Source organism: Kordia sp., assembly GCF_965283645.1.
Lineage (GTDB): Bacteria > Bacteroidota > Bacteroidia > Flavobacteriales > Flavobacteriaceae > Kordia.
The window spans coordinates 3,025,832-3,044,135 of the sequence record NZ_CBDIPG010000001.1 but is presented as its reverse complement, the minus strand read 5'-3'; the positions used below and the strand labels follow the sequence as shown (position 1 = coordinate 3,044,135).

Sequence of the window (18,304 nt, the reverse complement as noted above, 5' to 3'; positions counted from 1 at the left end):
TTATGAAAACAGTACAAAGAATAATAGGTACAATGGCACTTGCTGCCACAATGATGCTAACAATTTCCTGTAAAGATGGAAATAAAAATGAATCTGTTACAAATGATAATAATCAGGTAAATCAAGAATCTGTAGATGACAAGGACGATATGGCAATGATAGACAATCAAGACACAAGAGCAGAAGCAATTTTAAAAGATTATTTCAACTTAAAAGATGCCCTCGTAGGCGATGATAATGATAAGGCAAAGGAATTGGGAGGCACATTGGTTAAATCTCTTAAATCTTTTGATGCATCAAAATATTCTGAAAGTGAAAAATCAGAATTGAATGACATTATCGAAGATGCTACGGAACACGCAGAGCATATTTCAGAAAGTGACATCAAGCATCAGCGTGAGCATTTCAAAGTATTGAGTAAAGATGTTATAGATATGGTTGCCATTACGGGAACAGGGATGAAGCTTTATGAGCAATTCTGCCCAATGTATGATAACAATAAAGGTGGTGCTTGGTTAAGTATGAACGAAGAAATTAGAAACCCTTATTTCGGTGACCAAATGTTGAAATGTGGTAAAGTGCAAAGAGAAATTAACTAAATGAGAATTGTAAAAATCATAGCAATAGTATTGTTGGTGGCGTTTGTGGGTATTCAATTTATACCCACAACACGCAATCAAAGTGAAGTTGTTCCAAAAACCGACTTTATGTTGATAAATGATGTCCCAAATGATATCAAGAACAAATTGCGAGTCTCTTGCTATGATTGCCACAGTAACAATACAATATATCCTTGGTACAATAAGGTGCAACCGGTAGCCTGGTTTCTTGAAGACCATATCAAAGAAGGTAAGGCAGAATTAAATTTTAATGAATGGGATGATTATTCAAATAGAAGGAAAAACAGTAAACTAAAATCCATCATTAATCAAATTGAAAATGGCGAAATGCCTTTGGATTCCTATACATTAATTCACGGAAACGCAAAATTGTCTGAAAGCGAAAAGAAATTACTCATAAAGTATATGTCAGATTTAAAAGAAAATTTAAATAATTAAAAGTCAAACATCAAAATATTCGATTATGAAACCACCCATATTTGTCTTATTACTCACGATTTTAATTGTGAGTTGTAAAGAAAGTAAACAACAAGATACAACTATCGAAACTCAAAAAGAGGTCGTTGTTGACAACACAAATGAAAAAGAGGAAGTGTTGAAAATTATGAAGTCTTATAAAGATGCCATTCAAAACTTAACAACCGAAGGCACTTTTCAACTCTTTACGCAAGATGCCACAGTTTTTGAGCAAGGTAAAGTAGAAGGAACTTATAAAGATTATATAGATGGTCATTTAGGTCCAGAACTTGGGCATTTTAAAAGTTTTACATTTTCAGATTATGAGATTGATGTAAATATAAGTTTGCCCTATGCATATACAACTGAAAATTATTTGTATACAATAGTTTTAAAGGCAGATGAAGCTAAAGGAACAAAAGAACGAACCATTGAAAGTAAAGGCGTAGCAACTTCAATTTTAAAAAAAATAGATGGAGATTGGAAGATTATTCATTCACATACTTCATTTAAAAAATTGAATTAAAAAGAGATGAATCAGATTCTTCATATAAAAAATATGGTCTGTAATCGCTGTAAAATGACGATTATAAATCTGTTGGATGATGAAGGCTATGAATTGGAATCTATACAATTGGGTAAAATTGTTGTTAAAGAACAGTCTAGTAATGATTATGCTCGGCTAGAAACACAGTTGAATGCTTTAGGATTTGAAGTAATTAAGGATTCTACAAAGGCATTGGTTGAAAAAATAAAAATTAATCTTATTCAACACATTGAAAAAAATGATACAGATGAAATTCTTGGTAAACTTGAGAATGAAATAGGCAAAAGTTATTCTACATTGAGTAAAACGTTTAGTAAATCAGAAGGGATAACACTTGAAAAGTATTTTATCAACCTAAAAGTAGAAAAAGTAAAGGAATACATCCAGTTACAAGAGCTTAATTTTTCAGAAATAGCATATAGTCTTAATTATAAAAACAGTAGCCACTTGGCAAAACAATTTAAACAGATAACAGGGATGTCAATGTCAAATTATAAGAATTTATATAATCACAAGAGAAAAGGTTTAGACAAAATTGTATAAGTATTAACCATAATTAGGAAAACTGAAAATTGCTTGATGAATTAATTTTATGGGTTAACTATAAATTTTAAGAAAATGAAACACAAATATCAAATACAAGGAATGACTTGCAAAGGTTGTTTGAGAACAGTAAAAAATGCATTGTCAGATGTTTCAGGCGTAATCGATGTGGATATTGATTTTGAAAATCAAACAGCCAATATCGAAATGGAACAACATATTGAAATTGAAAAATTTGAACAAGCGGTTCAAGAAAAAAAGAGTAAATATCATGTGCATCCATTCAAGTCCAATGACATAAAAACACGGAAATTTCCTATCAATGGGATGACGTGCAACGGTTGTAGGTCTCACGTTGAAAAAATAATTGCTGAAGTTGATGGTGTTATAGATGTTGCAGTCAATTTAGATAAAGCCGAGGCAGTTATTGATATGAAAACCATCATTTCTTTTGAGACGTTTCAAGAAGCCTTAAAAAAGGATGGTAACACTTATACCATTTACAAAGCTGGACAACGTCCAGATGCTGAAATTGAAAAGCAAAAATCACAACCCAACAGTAATGACACAGGCACATTTTATTGCCCAATGCATTGTGAGAGAGAAAAAACGTATAACAAACCTGTTGATTGTCCAGTCTGTGGTATGGATTTAGTGGAAGAACAAAATTTATCAACTACAAATTCAGAACAATGGACCTGTCCAATGCATCCAGAAATTGTCAAAGATGAAGCAGGTTCGTGTCCTATTTGCGGAATGGATTTAGTTCCTTTGGAAGCAGATAGTTCAGCAGAAGAAAAAACGTATAAGAAGCTATTAAAGAAATTTTGGATAGCATCTGTATTCACATTACCTATTTTCTTAATTGCTATGAGCGAAATGCTTAATAACAATCCATTGTATGATATAATGGAACAGAAAAATTGGAACTGGATTCAGTTTGTTTTATCCATTCCAGTTGTCTTTTACGCTACGTGGATGTTCTTTGAGCGTGCTTATAGAAGCATAAAAACGTGGAATCTCAATATGTTTACACTCATTGGAATCGGTGCAGGTGTGGCTTGGTTATTTAGTGTATTTGGGATGTTGTTTCCAGATTTATTTCCTGAACAATTTAAAACTGAATTAGGCGCAGTTCACGTCTATTTTGAAGCAGCAACAGTAATTCTAACGTTAGTGCTTTTAGGTCAATTGTTAGAAGCTCGTGCGCATAGTAAAACCAATTCGGCAGTAAAAGAGTTACTAAAGTTAGCACCTAATAAAGCCATAAAAATAGTAGATGGTGAAGAAGTTGAGGTCAGTATTGACGAGATAGAATTAAATGATATTCTAAAAGTGAAACCAGGCGATAAAATTCCTGTGGATGGTGTGATAACTGAAGGCGAAACAACTATTGACGAATCTATGATTACAGGAGAACCTATTCCTGTAAACAAATCTCAAGAAGATAAAGTAAGTAGCGGAACAATAAATGGCAATCAATCCTTTTTAATGAAAGCTGAAAAGGTAGGTAGTGACACTTTATTATCACAAATCATTCATATGGTTAATGATGCCAGTAGAAGTCGTGCACCTATTCAAAATTTAGCGGATAGAGTTTCGGGTTACTTCGTGCCAGTTGTAGTAATCATTTCGATAATCACATTTATAGTATGGTCTATTTGGGGACCAGAACCAGTTTATGTGTATGCGTTTGTGAATGCAATTGCAGTACTAATCATTGCGTGTCCTTGTGCTTTAGGTTTAGCAACACCAATGTCTGTAATGGTTGGTGTAGGTAAAGGTGCTCAAAATGGTGTATTGATTAAAAATGCTGAAGCTCTTGAAAAAATGGATAAGGTGAATACGCTTATCGTTGATAAAACAGGCACAATTACCGAAGGAAAACCAACAGTTGAAACCGTTGGTGCTTTTAATGAGGCTTTAAGCGAAAAAGAAGTGTTACAATACATCGTTTCATTAAATACCAATAGCGAACATCCTTTAGCAGAAGCAACTGTTAAATATGGCAAAGAACACAACGCAGAAATTTTAAAGTCCGAAGATTTTAGTGCAGTCACAGGAAAAGGTGTTGAAGCGACCATAAAAGATAAAAAAGTAGCATTAGGTAATCCTAAAATGATGGAATATGCTAAAGCGGATATTACTTCTAAAATGAAAGACGAAGCTAAATCTTACCAAGAGCAGGGTAAAACAGTTTCTTATTTGTCAATAGATGAAACCGTCGTTGGATATGTAGTTATAGGCGATAAGATAAAAGAAACAAGTGCTAAAGCCATTAAAGCACTTCAGGATAAAGGGATTGATGTTATAATGCTTACAGGTGATAATCACGATACAGCACAAGCAGTAGCATCAGAACTAAATCTTGCAGATTTTAAAGCCAGTATGTTACCAGAGGACAAACTCAAAGAAGTAGAAAAATTACAAGAAAACGGAAAAGTAGTTGCTATGGCAGGTGATGGTATTAACGATGCACCAGCATTGGCTAAAAGTGATGTCGGTATTGCTATGGGAACTGGAACAGACGTAGCGATAGAAAGTGCTATGATAACTTTAGTAAAAGGCGATTTACACGGTATTGTAAAAGCAAAAAATTTGAGTAATGCTGTAATGAAGAACATTAAGCAAAACCTATTTTTTGCACTTATCTACAACACTTTAGGTGTACCTATTGCAGCAGGTGTGTTGTTTCCATTCTTCGGAATACTACTCTCGCCAATGATAGCAGCTTTAGCAATGAGTTTTAGTTCGGTTTCGGTAATAGGTAACGCACTACGATTAAGAACAAAAAACATTTAATTATATGCAGAAAACAGTTTTCAAAATATCAAAAATGGATTGTCCTTCTGAAGAAAATCTAATTAAGATGAAGCTATCTGATATAGATGGTATCAAACAACTTGATTTTAATTTAGAAGAAAGAATCTTAACACTATATCATAATTCAAATGTAAATGAAATTGGTAATGCCTTAAATGAATTAAAATTAAATGAAAGTTTAATCAGTTCAGAAGATACAGACACAATTATTACTGAATCTACAAGGAGTCAATCCAAACTGTTGTGGACAGTTCTAATCATCAATTTTGCATTTTTTATTATCGAAATGAGTACAGGACTTATTTCAAAATCAATGGGATTAGTTGCTGATAGTTTAGATATGTTGGCAGATTCATTTGTTTACGGATTGAGTTTAATAGCGGTTGGTGGTACAGTTTTAAAAAAGAAACGGATTGCAAAATATGCAGGCTATTTTCAGATAACACTTGCAATTATCGGAATCGTTGAGGTATTACGTAGATTTTTAGGCTATGAAGCTTTACCTGTATTTTCAACAATGATTATAGTTTCAGTATTTGCTTTGATTGCAAATGGCATTTGCTTGTACCTCTTACAAAAATCTAAAAGTCAAGAAGCACATATGCGTGCCAGTATGATTTTTACCTCTAACGATATTATAATAAATCTTGGCGTAATTACAGCAGGCGTTTTAGTCAATTGGCTGCATTCTGGTATTCCAGATTTAATTATAGGAATCATTGTATTTGGATTGGTGATACAAGGTGCATTCAGGATATTAAAATTAAGTAAGTAAAAAGTTTAACTATAAAATCAAAAATTATGGAAAATTCAAAAAAACACTCAAACAAAGGAAATTACAAAACCTTCTTTATAATGTTGGCTTGCTCATTTGTAGCAATGTACATCACAATGTATTTAAACACCTATTCCATAGACCACGTATGGTTTAGTTTAACACGATTCTATATGACGTGTTTAGGGATTTCAACAATGGCAGTAATAATGTGGTTTTTTATGCGAAAAATGTATAATGATAAAAAGAAGAATATCGCAATACTCGCAAGTAGTCTCATTCTGTTTGTTGGTGCATTAGGGTTGGTAAGAACACAAGCACCCATTATTGGTGATGTCCTTTGGATGAAAGCAATGATACCACATCATTCTATCGCTATTTTAACAAGTGAGAGAGCAGATATTCAAGACCCAGAAGTTAAAAAATTAGCAGAAGACATTATACAAGCACAACGTAAAGAAATAGAAGAAATGAAAGCAATGATAAAACGATTAGAGAATGAAAAATAATAAAATAGTCATATATATTGGCATACTCGTAGTAGGTGTGTTATTGGGTTGGTTGCTTTTTGGTGGCTCATCAAATGAAGAAATAGACCATAATCACGATGCGGTTGCAGCAACCAATCAAATGTGGACGTGTTCTATGCATCCACAGATTATGCAACCAGAGCCAGGCGACTGCCCCATTTGTGGTATGGATTTAATTCCTGCTGAAAATAGTGCAGATGGCCTGTTAGCAGACCAATTCAAGCTCACAGAAAACGCAATGGCTTTAGCCAATATCCAAACAACCGTCGTGGGTAAAGGCAATGCAGAAGGCAATACCATAAAACTATCTGGTAAAATTGCTGAAAATGAAGAAGCCAATGCAGTACAAGTCAGTTATTTTTCTGGTAGAATTGAACGTTTAAATGTGAGTTTTACTGGCGAAGAAGTTCGTAAAGGTCAGCTTTTGGCAACTATTTATTCACCAGAATTGTATGCAGCACAACAAGAACTCATTACAGCAGCATCTTTAAAAGAATCACAACCTGCTTTATACAAAGCAGTTCGTAATAAACTGAAATTATGGAAGCTGTCTGAAAATCAAATCAATCAGATTGAGGAAACCCAAAAAGTGAAAGAAAACTTTCCTGTGTATGCAACAGTTTCAGGAACTGTCGCAGAAAAACTGGTAGAGCAAGGTGATTATATTAAACAAGGTCAACCTTTATTAAAAATTGCCAATCTAAACACAGTTTGGGGAAATTTTGATGTCTATGAAAATCAGATAGATTTGTTTAAAAAAGGACAGGAAGTAATGATTACAACCAATGCCTATTCTAATAAAGAATTCAACGGTAAAGTTGATTTTATAGACCCCGTTTTAAACACAAAAACAAGAACAGTAACCTTGCGCGTGGTTCTAAACAACAAGGATGATGTATTTAAACCAGGAATGTTTGTAACCGCAAATATTAATGGTGTTAAGAATAAAAATAAAGAAGCTTTATCTATTCCAGCATCTGCTGTGTTATGGACAGGTGAGCGTTCTGTGGTATATTTAAAAACAAATCCAGACCAACCAGTTTTTGAAATGCGTGAAGTAACGTTAGGTAATCAAATTGGTAATGAATATCAAGTTTTAGAAGGCTTGTTTTCTGGAAATGAAATAGTAACTAACGGAGCCTTTACGGTTGATGCAGCAGCACAATTACAAGGCAAAAAGTCGATGATGAATAAGGATGGTAAAGTAATGACTGGTCACGAAGGTCATTTAGGTATGGATAACAATTCATCCAACAAAGAAACAGACCACACCAATATGAATGAACGTTTGGAAGTGTCTGAGAAATTTCAACAACAGTTAAATAGTATTTACAATGAGTATATCAATTTAAAAGATGCTTTAGTAAAAGAAGATTCAAAAAGTATTTCAACAAGCACATCAACTTTACTAAACAATTTAACCAAAGTAGATATGAAATTGTTATCAGATAATAAAGCGCATAACCATTGGATGTCATTAGAAAAGGAAATAAAATCTTCAGTGACCTCAATTTCTGAAACGTCCGATATAAAAGCTCAAAGAGACCATTTCAAGTATTTGTCATCACATCTAATCAATGCTGTTCAACTATTTGGTGTAAATGAAAAAGTCTACTTAGAATTTTGTCCAATGGCAGATAATAACAAGGGTGCGTTTTGGTTGAGCAAAGAAGAAAAAGTAATCAATCCATATTTTGGTGATGCAATGCTAACCTGTGGAGAAGTAAAACAAGTAATAGAGTAATAACAATTAAATTTTAAACAATGAAAAAAGTAATTTTAAGTGTAGCTGTAATAGCAGCATTAGGTTTAACAAGTTGTAAAAACGAAACCAAAAAAGAAACGGAAACAACAACTACTGAGATGACTAAAGATATGGCAATGAAAGACCTGTCTTTTGGTGTAAGAGGAAATTGCGGAATGTGTAAAAACACCATCGAGAAAGCAGTAAATGGTTTAGAAGGTGTTGCAAGCGCCAATTGGGACGTTGATAAAAAGAAAATAGATGTTTCTTTTGATGACACAAAAACCGATGTAATGGCAATCCATAAAGCAATCGCAGCTTCAGGTTACGATACCGAAAAAGTAGCTGGTAATGAAGAAGCATATAAAAAACTACCTGGTTGTTGTCAGTATGATCATAAAATGAAGATGAATAAATAAGTTGCAATAAAATGATTGCATAAATAATTCATTATAGGTTTACTTCTTATCTATTAAATTTAATAGATAAGAAGTAATTTATTTTTTTATAATAGAAATAGATATTTAAAGTTGTTTTAGACTCAGACAAAACCTATTTAGGTTATTTGAGTATTCCTTAAAAAATTATTATAATTCATGGAAAAACATACACTTTAAATATGTTATAAGAGTACCGTTTCAGAGTACCGAAAAGCATGAAAATCGGATGTGTAAATTAAACTCTGTCTGCTGCTTCACTGGCATTGGTGGTACCACCAATGCCAGTGGTGTTTAAATCCAGTAGTATTCTATTCTCAAATTTAATGTATAATTGCTGTACGACCAAACTCCAATGGAACACTGGAGAAGTCCATTTCTTTTCTATATTTCTGGTGGCTAAATATACAAGTTTTAACAATGCCATATCATTAGGAAAAGCTCCTTTGGTTTTGGTCACTTTCCTAACCTGACGATGGAAGCCTTCAACGGTGTTAGTGGTGTATATCAGCTTACGGATAGGCTCAGAATATTGAAAATATTGCGATAACTCTTCCCAATTTCGTTGCCAAGATTCGATGACAATAGGGTATTTTTCGCCCCATTTCTCTTCCAGATTTAGCAGCTGATCTTCTGCTACGGATTTATTAACAGCTCTGTAAACCTTCTTTAAATCAACCAAGAACGCCTTCTGATCTTTGGAAGATACGTATTTTAGTGAGTTGCGTATTTGATGCACTATACAAAGCTGTACCTGTGTTTTTGGGAAGATACTTAAGATGGCTTGTGTAAAGCCTTTTAAGTTATCAGTACAAGCAATTAAAATATCTTCTACGCCTCGATGCTGAAGATCCGTTAGTGCTTGTAACCAAAAGTTAGCACCTTCACTCTCGGAGATATACATGCCTAACACGCTCTTTTTACCTTCTTTATTGATACCTAATATGTTGTATAAAGCACGATGTTGTATTTTACCATTGACTTTTACTTTGTAGTGCATCGCATCTAGCCATACAATGCAATATAGCGCTTCTAATGGACGTGATTGCCATGCCTTTACATCAGGAATGATCTTATCGGTAATTTGGCTTAATACCGTATGAGAGATATCGGTATCGTACATCTCTTTGATATGAGAAGCGATATCACGGTAACTCATACCCAATCCATACAAACCGATGATTTTATCCGATAAATTTTCTGCTAAAATTGTTTGACGCTTTTTGACCAGTTCTGGTTCAAAGCTACTGGATCTATCGGTAGGTGTTTCAATATCAAAACTACCTACGCTGCTTTTTATGGTCTTTTTGCCTTTGCCGTTACGTTTGTTACCGTTCTTACGTTCAGAATCGCTTAAATGCTCTTCCATCTCTGCCTCTAAGGCTTTTTCTATGAAGTTCTTTAGCATCGGTGCAAATGCACCATCTTTACCAAATAAACTCTTCCCTGACATAAATTGTTCCAGGGCTTTCTTCTCTAAATTCTGTTGCTCTTGTTTTGTCATTTTCTATCTAAGTTAAATTATTTTTTTAATTCTACTTAGACAGAGTTCAGTTTACACTCTCTGAAAATCAACCCTTTTTCGGACTCCTTATTTTTTAAACTTCTGAAAATCAGATATGTAAAAATTGACCAACTGTTTGTAGCTGACCTTTTGTATTGCTTGAATTCTTGATTTAATTTTTCCCTAAATTCGATAAGTTTTTCAAATAATGTATTCTTATTATTGATAGGAACAAGTTTATTTTTTCTAATACCAACATCAAATTTTGTGTCTACGAGTTTTGTTTTTTTTGCTGTAAATTTTTCTTTCTGAGTTCTTTTTCGATTAGTTTTCCAGAACAAATTTAGTTCCAATATAAGCTCTTTATCTTCTTTTTCAATACTAAAGATAACCCTGCTACTAAAGTCAAAATCTGGTTGAAAACTCATTGATAAATGTGATGTTTTTAAATGTTACTATTATTGTTAGCAGGCTGTTTCTTTTCTTTCCACCAAGAGTTTAATTTGTCCCTAAATATTTTGCATTTTTGGATAGATAATTTTTCATTTTCAACTTCAAATTCATCTCTATCATCTGCAATGAAATTTATCAAATCTACTTCTTGACAGTAAATCGGTTTCTTTACTCTTAAATATGGTTTAAAATATCCACCTTCGCTTCTTTCAGTTCCGTCAGCCTCAAACCAATTGCTTTCTTCAATATATCTTTCAGCAGTTCCAAAATGTACAGGTGTTAATATTGTTCCTTTTCCCTTAGTCCAATAATATACTCTTCCATAGTACATTGTATGTAAATATCTTTCAAAAAGTCTAGGTCTAAAATCTTCCGCCCCTAATTTTTCTTCTAATGGAACAATCCATAAAATATAACCACCACGCATCGTATATTAGTCAGTTCTGTGTATGATTTCCTTTATTGATAGAGAACTAGCTTGAACTTCAATGATAACGCCTTTATCTCCAATTCTTTCGCTTATATCAGGTCTTACTTTCTTAAATCCCTTTTCTTCATCTTTTTTAAATGTTTCTCTTTCTTCTTCCTATTTTCCCTTAGGGAATTTATTTTGCAAAATCGTACAAATCTCTTTCTTATAATCTTTGTGCAAACCACTTTCTTTATTTCCAACTAGACTTTGCCTTACTTTATATGCAAAGTGATCTCTTTTTTCAGTACACTTTCTAACTATTAGCTCTTCAAATGTTTCTGGGCAATAGAATGGACCGTCTGTTTTAGTTACAGCATTTGCATGAACAAGGCTATTATCTTCCACTTTTCGAGCGGTCAATTTAATGCTTGAGTTTTCTTCATGCTCATCGTAAACGTTCATGTTTATTGCTTTTTATTTTTTGCTTACTGGCAACTTACGTATAGCGGTAGTTCCTATTAGTTCTATTATAACCAAATCTTTTATTCGTTATAAGATTTAGTCTACATAAATCTACAATAATCTCATTCAAAGTCAAAGACAACCAAAAGATTTTTATTATTCTAATATTCATTTTGTGATATATCGAGGGCTTCCGATTTTTTGTGTCTTAATATGTAATTTTCATTCCTCTTGTTGTCCAACAGCAATTTTAAGCTGTTCAATTATAATTTCTATCAAAGGGATTTGATTTGCTTTAAAATGCTCCCAATGTTTATCTAAAGAACCAACTACGTTAGCTAAATGTGGTTGGTTTTCTTTTGTGGGTGTGTTGTATGATGGATTTTGCTTTCTTCCTTCGATAAGTACAATCATTTTTTTCTGTTTCGAGTTGATATCTTTCGAGAGAATAAAATTGTCTAGGTTGATAATATCGCGAACGCAGTAGTACTTATACAACCAATTTAAAAAACCTCGATAGTATTTAATTCTTCCTTCTTCATCAAAAATGATATGTCCATCTAAAACGATGATAGCTTTCCCTTCGTCTTTCAGATTTAATAGCGCTAGTGCTATGATGTATGCCTTTTGTCTAAGGTAATGAGTTAGGAAATGTCCGTTTTCAATGTACTTATCAATAATGTCGTCTTTTTGGTTTGCCGTTATGTTTGATTCTATGCTTGGTGGATTGCATAAGACTGCATCAAACGATTTGTGTATTTCTTTAGGTGTCGGTTCTAATGGATTGCAGCTAGTAATATTCTTAAAACGTAAAAAACCCAGCGAAGTTCGTTTTAGTTCTGATACTTCGTTAGCGTGAACTTTTTTTGTTTTTAGTCCGACCAATAAATGACCACTTCCTGCTGTTGGATCATAAATCGAAGTGACTTTATTAGATTGAATGTATTTGCCTATCATCATCGCAATTGGTAAAGGCAGTATACGACTATGTTCATATTGCTCTTTATCACTGGCAAAGCTTCTTTGGTATTGTAAGTTTCTCCAAAATGGCTTATTGCGCCAATCAAAAGTTCTTCTCTCAAAGCATGATACCAACCTCTAAAATAGTTAATAGCACTTAGTTCTATAGATTCTTGTAATACTTCATCGTTGGGTACGTGACACTTTTTACTAAAATCCTCTATTTGTGCTTCGGTTGGTTTTTTGTACTTGCTGTAGATCAAGGATAGACCTGCTACAAAACTATCTCGATTAAACTCTGGTATGTCCAATTCAGCATATTCATTATCAGAATCCACAAAGTCTTTTTCATCGAGTTGTTTTGAAAGCGATTGTTGGATATAGTTTTCAATCACTTCTTTTGATATAAAAAGCGATGCAATGTCCTTTTCAATAGCTTTTCTTTCAGAAACGTTCTCTTCATAGGGCATATTAATTAGACTTTCTCCTCTTTTGAGTTCGGTAAGCTGTTCCGATAATTCATTTATCTGCTCATTTATAATATCAATCCCAAAAGATAGATCAGAAATTGGACGATAGTTTTGAAGTAGGTACAACCAATTACATAATTTGTTGTCTTTTACTAAAATTTCTTCGAGTGTGAGTATGTGAATATATTTATGAAATAAACTAACGTAAGGATATTGTTTATCAATAGGATAGCCTATTATATTAAATAACTTACTACTATTGTCTTGCCAATAATTATTCAATCGGATTCTTGAGATATTTATGCCATTTTCTACATGGTCTTCCAACTGTGATAATTCAAAAAGCCTAAATGCTGAAAGCTTACTGAATGTCGAATTACTAGCTTCAAATAAATACGGGAACTTTGGTTTAAGTGTTGGTATTTGTTCTTTGGGAATAATTCCATTGTGAAATGCTTCTTGCACATAAATCGGAACAAGAACGTTTGGAATTTTATGCGTTTCAAAATGTAAACTCACAACACATGATTTGAAACTCAATTTTTCATTCACAATCTCCAATAAAGGTCGCATAGCAATTGCAACACTTGTTTTACAGCTACTATCAAGATCATTAAACCAATCTTTGTATAAACGAATGATTTGGGATATTTTTTCAAGACGAAGAACATTAGCGTCAATCATTGAAGCTTCTCCTAATTCAGTCGTTAGGTTTTGAATAATATCTTGACAATTACATTTGGAATCTATTTCAATAGAAGCTAATTTGTCAATAACTTCCAACAGTAACAGCTTTTGAAAATCAGCTTCATTTTCTAAAATTCCAGATGCAACAAATTTAGAAGCTTCATTATTAATAGAAACGCTTTCAAAACCATTAGGCACTTTATTTTTGGAAACTTCTTCAGCTATTTTAGACAAAGAATCCGAAAGCTGAAAAGGAACAAAATTTCCTTTTTCATCTACTTCAATGACTTTACTTTGACTCAATAACTTTTGCGCTCTAGTTTTATAATTTCTTGGTAGAATCACAATTGAATCAACATAATGACCAAAGGTTTCTTTGGCAAAGCGTTCGGCAATAATTGTGACAACTCGCTTATAATTCTCAAAAATGAGATATTCACCCATAATGACAGTATCATCTTTTTTGACGTTAATCTCTGCAATACAAAATTTCAAATTATCTACATTGTCATAAGTTGATTTAAAAGTAGTATGCAAGGGTATTGATTTCCAATCGTATTACTTTCAAGCCTACTTTTTAGGCTATTAGCAAACTTTACATACGGCGGATGAAAATCGGCATACCATTTCAGTTTATTATTAAAAGCGTGCTTAAAGCCTAGCTTTTGAAGAAGCAAAAAGAGTTCATTTTCTATTGGTTTTGAAAACAACATTTCAATTCCGTTTTTAGTTGTATTGTGTGTTATCTGTACATTCATAATAATATCAATTAATGTTTAAAAACACTAAGCTAAAAAGCATATTTCAAAAATCATTTGTCAACTTTTGTCACTCGGACAATAAGTATCATTATATTTAAAAAATGATAAGTAAATATTCAATTCATTATATGTAAGTCATAGAAAAAATACTTTTTTCTTCTTAGTGTTGAAAACACTAAGCTACGAAGGGAAATTGGAAAAACATTTGTAAAAAATTGTGTAGTACACAAAGTTTGTAGGAATAAATTGAGAGAAATATTAGAGATAACTCCTAAATAACGTGAGTTCGATATAAGCATTATCGAATTCTTTGTAATCTATCAATATTTATATTAGGTTTAGTTGGGTAAAAAGCATATGCGATAAGTCCAGAAATAAGATTTGTTATAAAGTTGTCAAAACTTCTGTGTCTGGTATGTTCTATTTGGCACTGGTTTTTAAGGATATCGTTAACGCTCTCTACAACAGCTCTTTTTCTCAATAGTATCTTATCATAAATATGATGAGGGCATTTTTCATATTCTTTTTAATTTTGGTTACTAGATGTATACCGTCCACGAATAGTTTTTCAAATAAATCCTTACCAATATAGCCTCTGTCTGCGAATATTTTGCCAAAAACCTTATCGTGAAAAGTCTTGTTTTTAAGAGGTTGTCTGTCATCTACATTACCCTGTGTTATTAAAAAGTCTATAATCTCACCTCGTTCATTAATGATGATATGTAGTTTAAATCCAAAGAACCAGCCCATTGTACCACGTCCTTTTGCAGCTATGCCCTTGAACACTTTATTTTGTTTTTCTCGTTTATAATGGCAAGCTCTTATTACGGTAGAATCCAGAAATGAGATTCCCGAACATTTGCCCAAACAGCAAGTCTGCAGGAATACGACCATGGGCAGAATGGATTTACTCTGTAACTCAACAAACCTATTGTATGATACTGTTTCTGGAAACTCAGATTGCATGTGTTTCTGCACGTAGTGAACGTAAAAATGTTTTAGGCAACGGTAACCTTTAAGATGAAAAAAAACCATAATGGATATGACTTCGCTATCGCTTAATTTGCATTTTCGCTTACGTTTTTTCAAGGAAGAGTCACTTTCAAGGGAGTTGTCATCCAATATTTGCTTTATTTCCTTGCAAAAATCATCAACGGTACAGAAAATTTCAGTAATTTTATCATTAGAAATCATAAGTAGAAATTTGTTTAAATATTTAAATGTCAGATACTTAAATATAATGAATTTCTACTTTTTTATTGCACAAAAAACTAACTTTCTTACGTCGAACTCACGTTAATTAAAAAATAATTTAAGGAGATCAAAGCGTTATACTTTGAATGCTGTAATTATTCAGAATCTCTAAATTCCGTTATGAAGCAAAGATGAATAGAAGCTGTTAAAAATCATTTGTTCGCTTTTGTAACCTGAACAATTTGAAAGGAGTCAAAAATATCCAATTACAAATTTAGGATATAAGCTTTAGAAGATTTTTACAATATCAATGATGAGTTCAAAGGTTTTTGAATAAAAAGTGATTCACCAAATTTGTTTATCAAATCGCAAGTGTGTAAAACTCTAATAATCAATAATTTGAATTTAAAAAAGTGTTTTTAAGTCAATTTCAGGTCACTTATTGGGCATTCTTTGGTCAAACATTGGTCACTTCTGAGTCACTCTTTGGGAACTTACAAGTAACTCTCAAGTAACTTCTAGGTCATTTATTAGTCATTTTTAGGCTTTGAAATTTCATAAAAACTCTTTCGACTATAAACTATTCAGAGATGAAGACAGCCTTATTTTTTTCATTTAAAACTGCTGTGTAAAATTGATGAAGCAATACAGGTTTTCCAAGTTGTCTAATTCGTTTTTCACAATCTCTAAATAATAGTAAACGTGGCTTTTGATTTGCAGTTTCTTTTTGCTCATTAGTTAAGAAACGACGAATTTGCGCATGAGTAATTAATTTTAATCGTGTTTTTTGCTTGCTACGCATATAATTTTCATACCAAACTTTAGTTCCTGTAAAACCATGTTTATTTTCTGGATCAAAATATAGATGTGGTAATTGAACGAATCTATTTTCGGAATCTTTGGCAAGATACTTCTGGACTAATTCAATACGTTTTATGTAGACATTGTGAACTTTATCTAAATGTTGTTTTTTTAAAGGCTGATACCATAAATACAATAACTCTTTGGTCTTTTTCTCCACATTTTCAGTCAAGCAAACCTCTTTGTATAATTTCTTTTTAGCGAGTTCCCACAAAGTATCAACATACGAATTAAGAAAGGGAATCCCCGAAGCTTCAAGCCTTGAATCTATGTCTTTTGCCTGTGTTTTAACTTCAGGGAGTTCTCCTTCCTTCTCTACATCGTTAGTACGCTTAAAATTTCGCGCACCTGGTGTGCCCTGTATAAGTTGCTTTTTTATTTTTTTATTGCCTTCCTTCTCTACGTATCCTGTAAAATTGTTACCAGCCAAAGCTTCAACTTTGGAAGACCTATAACTTAAGCTACGATCAATGTTCATTTTGTTATCAACTGCTATTAATATATTATTTATGTAACTATTGTTACTAGCGTCTGTTTGGGGACAAGTTGTCCAATAATATTTTTTAAAAAACTGATTATCAGTTTTTTTTAGTTTTTCATTTTCTTTTTGATTTGGTTGCTTATTGACAGCTTTTTCACTGTTTATCAACAGTATTTTAGGGTTTAAATAAAGTTCATAATTTGCCTTACGACCATAATTAATTTTCTCGATGATAACATTGGCTTTTAAAAGCTTTTTAAGATGTCTTTTAATAGTTCTGGTACTTGTGTGAGAAATCTTCGCCAACTGTACGTTATTTGTTGCTAAGGGAGGAATAGAAGCAGTATCAAAACTAGCTTTTTTACTAGCTTTAAATAATGAAGCACCATAAATTCTAATAATCTCTCTAGCTGTTGCAATCACAGGTTGACGCAAACGACTTGAAAGATCATCAGAAAAAGCATTGTGTTTTTCTACAAAAACATCAAGCGCTTTAAAAACAGTTGAAAAATGAATGATGCTCATTATTATTTATTAAAAGTATTGACTAACAAATCATCCATTGCCGAAGCCACAGAGATGAGTTTTTCTTTTTTTCTTTTGCGTTTTACGACAGAAACTTTAGGTAAGTCAAGCATAGCATATAATCTCAGCTTTTCTTCTGAGTTTAATGCTTGAATGACGTTATATACTGTTTCTGCTTTCAATTAAATTATTACATTATTTGTGTAGAATTAATGAGCAGCGATTTCTATAATTTTGGACAAAAGAATCCTAGGTCGCTCAAAAAGGCAACTTCGCATTTTTAAAATATGTCTGAGATACTTATATCTAAGATTAATCAGCTAGATATATCTGATTGAATATTGGTAACTTCTTTATGTCTTCTATGGAATGCTGACTATTTTTTTACAATCAATATGATTGTTCGGTTCTACAATTTTGTTTCTTTACGACTTCTTTTTCTTTTTAAAAGGTTTATAAAACGAGTTCTGAACTATGAGCATTTAATCTCTAAATCAAATCGCCATAGAATGATACGTATATCATTTTTGATGTGTAGTAAATCTAATTAATTTTTCTTTTAAAAACTAGCGTAGCATTTGAAAAACAAAGACTTTTTAAAAATGTAACTCGCTTATTTACTGAAAGTTGCAAAAAATTTTATGTAAGTTTTGTTAAAATTTTCATTAAAGTTTGATAAAACTTTGGTCATAGTTTGGACAAAGTTTTGGATACTTTTGGTGTACTTTTTACCCTTTTTTAGTTACGCTTTTTTTTAAATTCATTTAAACGATTAAAAATCAACACCTTATATTTAAGAAAATAAAAATAAAAATCCAAAAGACTATTTTTTGACTCCTAAACGATGATTTTTAGAATAAAACCCTTCAAAAAAACAGAAGAATTTTAATTTTTTTTTTTAAAAAGTTTTGATGTGCATCAAAAAAACAATGAATAACAATCTTTTTCTGATGTTTTTCGTTGTGAATTAGTATGTGAAAAAAGCACAAAACGCGAGTTTGAGAAAATTAGATTTAAAAACTGAATAGTTATTGAAGAATCTGTAATTGCTAAAAAAGA

At 32.3% G+C, this 18,304-nt stretch carries 18 protein-coding genes and 1 pseudogene; 9 read left to right on the top strand and 10 right to left on the bottom strand.

Annotation, left to right across the window (positions count from 1 at the left end; genetic code table 11):
- The first annotated feature begins 2 nt into the window (after nt 1–2).
- The 9 genes from ACQ654_RS13415 (at nt 3) to ACQ654_RS13375 (ending at nt 8,457) form a co-directional block, all read left to right on the top strand.
- A complete protein-coding gene (locus ACQ654_RS13415; protein WP_430410847.1) occupies nt 3–599 on the top strand; it encodes a DUF3347 domain-containing protein in 597 nt (198 codons plus the stop codon).
- On the top strand, nt 600–1,058 hold the full coding sequence (locus ACQ654_RS13410; protein ID WP_430410846.1) for a heme-binding domain-containing protein: 459 nt from the start codon (nt 600–602) through the stop codon (nt 1,056–1,058).
- Nucleotides 1,059–1,083: 25 nt separating this feature from the next.
- A complete protein-coding gene (locus tag ACQ654_RS13405) occupies nt 1,084–1,602 on the top strand; it encodes a YybH family protein (protein ID WP_430410845.1) in 519 nt (172 codons plus the stop codon).
- Nucleotides 1,603–1,608: 6 nt separating this feature from the next.
- Nucleotides 1,609–2,166 (top strand): helix-turn-helix domain-containing protein, encoded by a 558-nt coding sequence (locus ACQ654_RS13400; RefSeq protein ID WP_430410844.1) that lies wholly within the window; start codon nt 1,609–1,611, stop codon nt 2,164–2,166.
- A 75-nt stretch (nt 2,167–2,241) separates the two neighbouring features.
- On the top strand, nt 2,242–4,968 hold the full coding sequence (locus tag ACQ654_RS13395; protein WP_430410843.1) for a heavy metal translocating P-type ATPase: 2,727 nt from the start codon (nt 2,242–2,244) through the stop codon (nt 4,966–4,968).
- Nucleotides 4,969–4,972: 4 nt separating this feature from the next.
- Nucleotides 4,973–5,764 (top strand): cation transporter, encoded by a 792-nt coding sequence (locus tag ACQ654_RS13390; protein WP_430410842.1) that lies wholly within the window; start codon nt 4,973–4,975, stop codon nt 5,762–5,764.
- A 26-nt stretch (nt 5,765–5,790) separates the two neighbouring features.
- Complete coding sequence (locus ACQ654_RS13385) at nt 5,791–6,273, top strand: DUF305 domain-containing protein (protein ID WP_430410841.1); 483 nt, start codon at nt 5,791–5,793, stop codon at nt 6,271–6,273.
- A complete protein-coding gene (locus ACQ654_RS13380; protein ID WP_430410840.1) occupies nt 6,263–8,038 on the top strand; it encodes an efflux RND transporter periplasmic adaptor subunit in 1,776 nt (591 codons plus the stop codon). Before ACQ654_RS13385 ends, ACQ654_RS13380 begins: the two co-directional genes overlap by 11 nt.
- Nucleotides 8,039–8,058: 20 nt before the next feature.
- Entirely contained in the window at nt 8,059–8,457 is a 399-nt protein-coding gene (locus tag ACQ654_RS13375; protein ID WP_430410839.1) for a heavy-metal-associated domain-containing protein, read from the top strand.
- A 256-nt stretch (nt 8,458–8,713) separates the two neighbouring features.
- On the opposite strand, the gene ACQ654_RS13370 is transcribed toward ACQ654_RS13375, so the two are convergent.
- The 10 genes and pseudogenes from ACQ654_RS13370 to ACQ654_RS13325 all read right to left on the bottom strand — a co-directional run bounded on the left by ACQ654_RS13370 (nt 8,714) and on the right by ACQ654_RS13325 (nt 17,427).
- Nucleotides 8,714–9,979 carry an IS256 family transposase gene (locus tag ACQ654_RS13370; RefSeq protein ID WP_430410838.1) on the bottom strand — a complete coding sequence of 422 codons (1,266 nt, stop codon included), beginning with the start codon at nt 9,977–9,979 and terminating at the stop codon, nt 8,714–8,716.
- 35 nt (nt 9,980–10,014) lie between these two features.
- Complete coding sequence (locus tag ACQ654_RS13365; RefSeq protein ID WP_430410837.1) at nt 10,015–10,407, bottom strand: hypothetical protein; 393 nt, start codon at nt 10,405–10,407, stop codon at nt 10,015–10,017.
- A 17-nt stretch (nt 10,408–10,424) separates the two neighbouring features.
- Nucleotides 10,425–10,859, bottom strand: a complete 435-nt coding sequence (locus ACQ654_RS13360; RefSeq protein ID WP_430410836.1) for a hypothetical protein — start codon at nt 10,857–10,859, stop codon at nt 10,425–10,427.
- Nucleotides 10,860–11,018: 159 nt separating this feature from the next.
- Nucleotides 11,019–11,306, bottom strand: coding sequence for a competence protein CoiA family protein (locus tag ACQ654_RS13355; RefSeq protein WP_430410835.1), 288 nt, complete (start codon nt 11,304–11,306; stop codon nt 11,019–11,021).
- A 222-nt stretch (nt 11,307–11,528) separates the two neighbouring features.
- Nucleotides 11,529–12,263: a hypothetical protein gene (locus ACQ654_RS13350; RefSeq protein WP_430410834.1), complete on the bottom strand. Its 735-nt coding sequence runs from the start codon at nt 12,261–12,263 to the stop codon at nt 11,529–11,531.
- The gene (locus ACQ654_RS13345) at nt 12,263–13,918 is read right to left on the bottom strand and encodes a hypothetical protein (RefSeq protein WP_430410833.1); all 1,656 of its coding nucleotides are present in this window, start codon (nt 13,916–13,918) and stop codon (nt 12,263–12,265) included. Before ACQ654_RS13345 ends, ACQ654_RS13350 begins: the two co-directional genes overlap by 1 nt.
- A 5-nt stretch (nt 13,919–13,923) precedes the next feature.
- A complete protein-coding gene (locus ACQ654_RS13340; RefSeq protein WP_430410832.1) occupies nt 13,924–14,181 on the bottom strand; it encodes a hypothetical protein in 258 nt (85 codons plus the stop codon).
- A gap of 301 nt (nt 14,182–14,482) precedes the next feature.
- Nucleotides 14,483–15,378 (bottom strand): annotated as a pseudogene (locus ACQ654_RS13335) (IS982 family transposase).
- Between the two features lie 580 nt (nt 15,379–15,958).
- A complete protein-coding gene (locus ACQ654_RS13330; RefSeq protein WP_430410831.1) occupies nt 15,959–17,245 on the bottom strand; it encodes a hypothetical protein in 1,287 nt (428 codons plus the stop codon).
- A gap of 2 nt (nt 17,246–17,247) precedes the next feature.
- Nucleotides 17,248–17,427, bottom strand: coding sequence for a hypothetical protein (locus ACQ654_RS13325; RefSeq protein ID WP_430410830.1), 180 nt, complete (start codon nt 17,425–17,427; stop codon nt 17,248–17,250).
- Nucleotides 17,428–18,304 lie beyond the last annotated feature (877 nt).

What these genes read in the sequence shown, in the direction of transcription:
- ACQ654_RS13415 (WP_430410847.1), top strand. Translation starts at nt 3, where the DNA reads ATGAAAACAGTACAAAGAATAATAGGTACAATGGCACTTGCTGCCACA.
- ACQ654_RS13410 (WP_430410846.1), top strand. Translation starts at nt 600, where the DNA reads ATGAGAATTGTAAAAATCATAGCAATAGTATTGTTGGTGGCGTTTGTG.
- ACQ654_RS13405 (WP_430410845.1), top strand. Translation starts at nt 1,084, where the DNA reads ATGAAACCACCCATATTTGTCTTATTACTCACGATTTTAATTGTGAGT.
- ACQ654_RS13400 (WP_430410844.1), top strand. Translation starts at nt 1,609, where the DNA reads ATGAATCAGATTCTTCATATAAAAAATATGGTCTGTAATCGCTGTAAA.
- ACQ654_RS13395 (WP_430410843.1), top strand. Translation starts at nt 2,242, where the DNA reads ATGAAACACAAATATCAAATACAAGGAATGACTTGCAAAGGTTGTTTG.
- ACQ654_RS13390 (WP_430410842.1), top strand. Translation starts at nt 4,973, where the DNA reads ATGCAGAAAACAGTTTTCAAAATATCAAAAATGGATTGTCCTTCTGAA.
- ACQ654_RS13385 (WP_430410841.1), top strand. Translation starts at nt 5,791, where the DNA reads ATGGAAAATTCAAAAAAACACTCAAACAAAGGAAATTACAAAACCTTC.
- ACQ654_RS13380 (WP_430410840.1), top strand. Translation starts at nt 6,263, where the DNA reads ATGAAAAATAATAAAATAGTCATATATATTGGCATACTCGTAGTAGGT.
- ACQ654_RS13375 (WP_430410839.1), top strand. Translation starts at nt 8,059, where the DNA reads ATGAAAAAAGTAATTTTAAGTGTAGCTGTAATAGCAGCATTAGGTTTA.
- ACQ654_RS13370 (WP_430410838.1), bottom strand. Translation starts at nt 9,979, where the DNA reads ATGACAAAACAAGAGCAACAGAATTTAGAGAAGAAAGCCCTGGAACAA.
- ACQ654_RS13365 (WP_430410837.1), bottom strand. Translation starts at nt 10,407, where the DNA reads ATGAGTTTTCAACCAGATTTTGACTTTAGTAGCAGGGTTATCTTTAGT.
- ACQ654_RS13360 (WP_430410836.1), bottom strand. Translation starts at nt 10,859, where the DNA reads ATGCGTGGTGGTTATATTTTATGGATTGTTCCATTAGAAGAAAAATTA.
- ACQ654_RS13355 (WP_430410835.1), bottom strand. Translation starts at nt 11,306, where the DNA reads ATGAACGTTTACGATGAGCATGAAGAAAACTCAAGCATTAAATTGACC.
- ACQ654_RS13350 (WP_430410834.1), bottom strand. Translation starts at nt 12,263, where the DNA reads ATGATAGGCAAATACATTCAATCTAATAAAGTCACTTCGATTTATGAT.
- ACQ654_RS13340 (WP_430410832.1), bottom strand. Translation starts at nt 14,181, where the DNA reads ATGAATGTACAGATAACACACAATACAACTAAAAACGGAATTGAAATG.
- ACQ654_RS13330 (WP_430410831.1), bottom strand. Translation starts at nt 17,245, where the DNA reads ATGAGCATCATTCATTTTTCAACTGTTTTTAAAGCGCTTGATGTTTTT.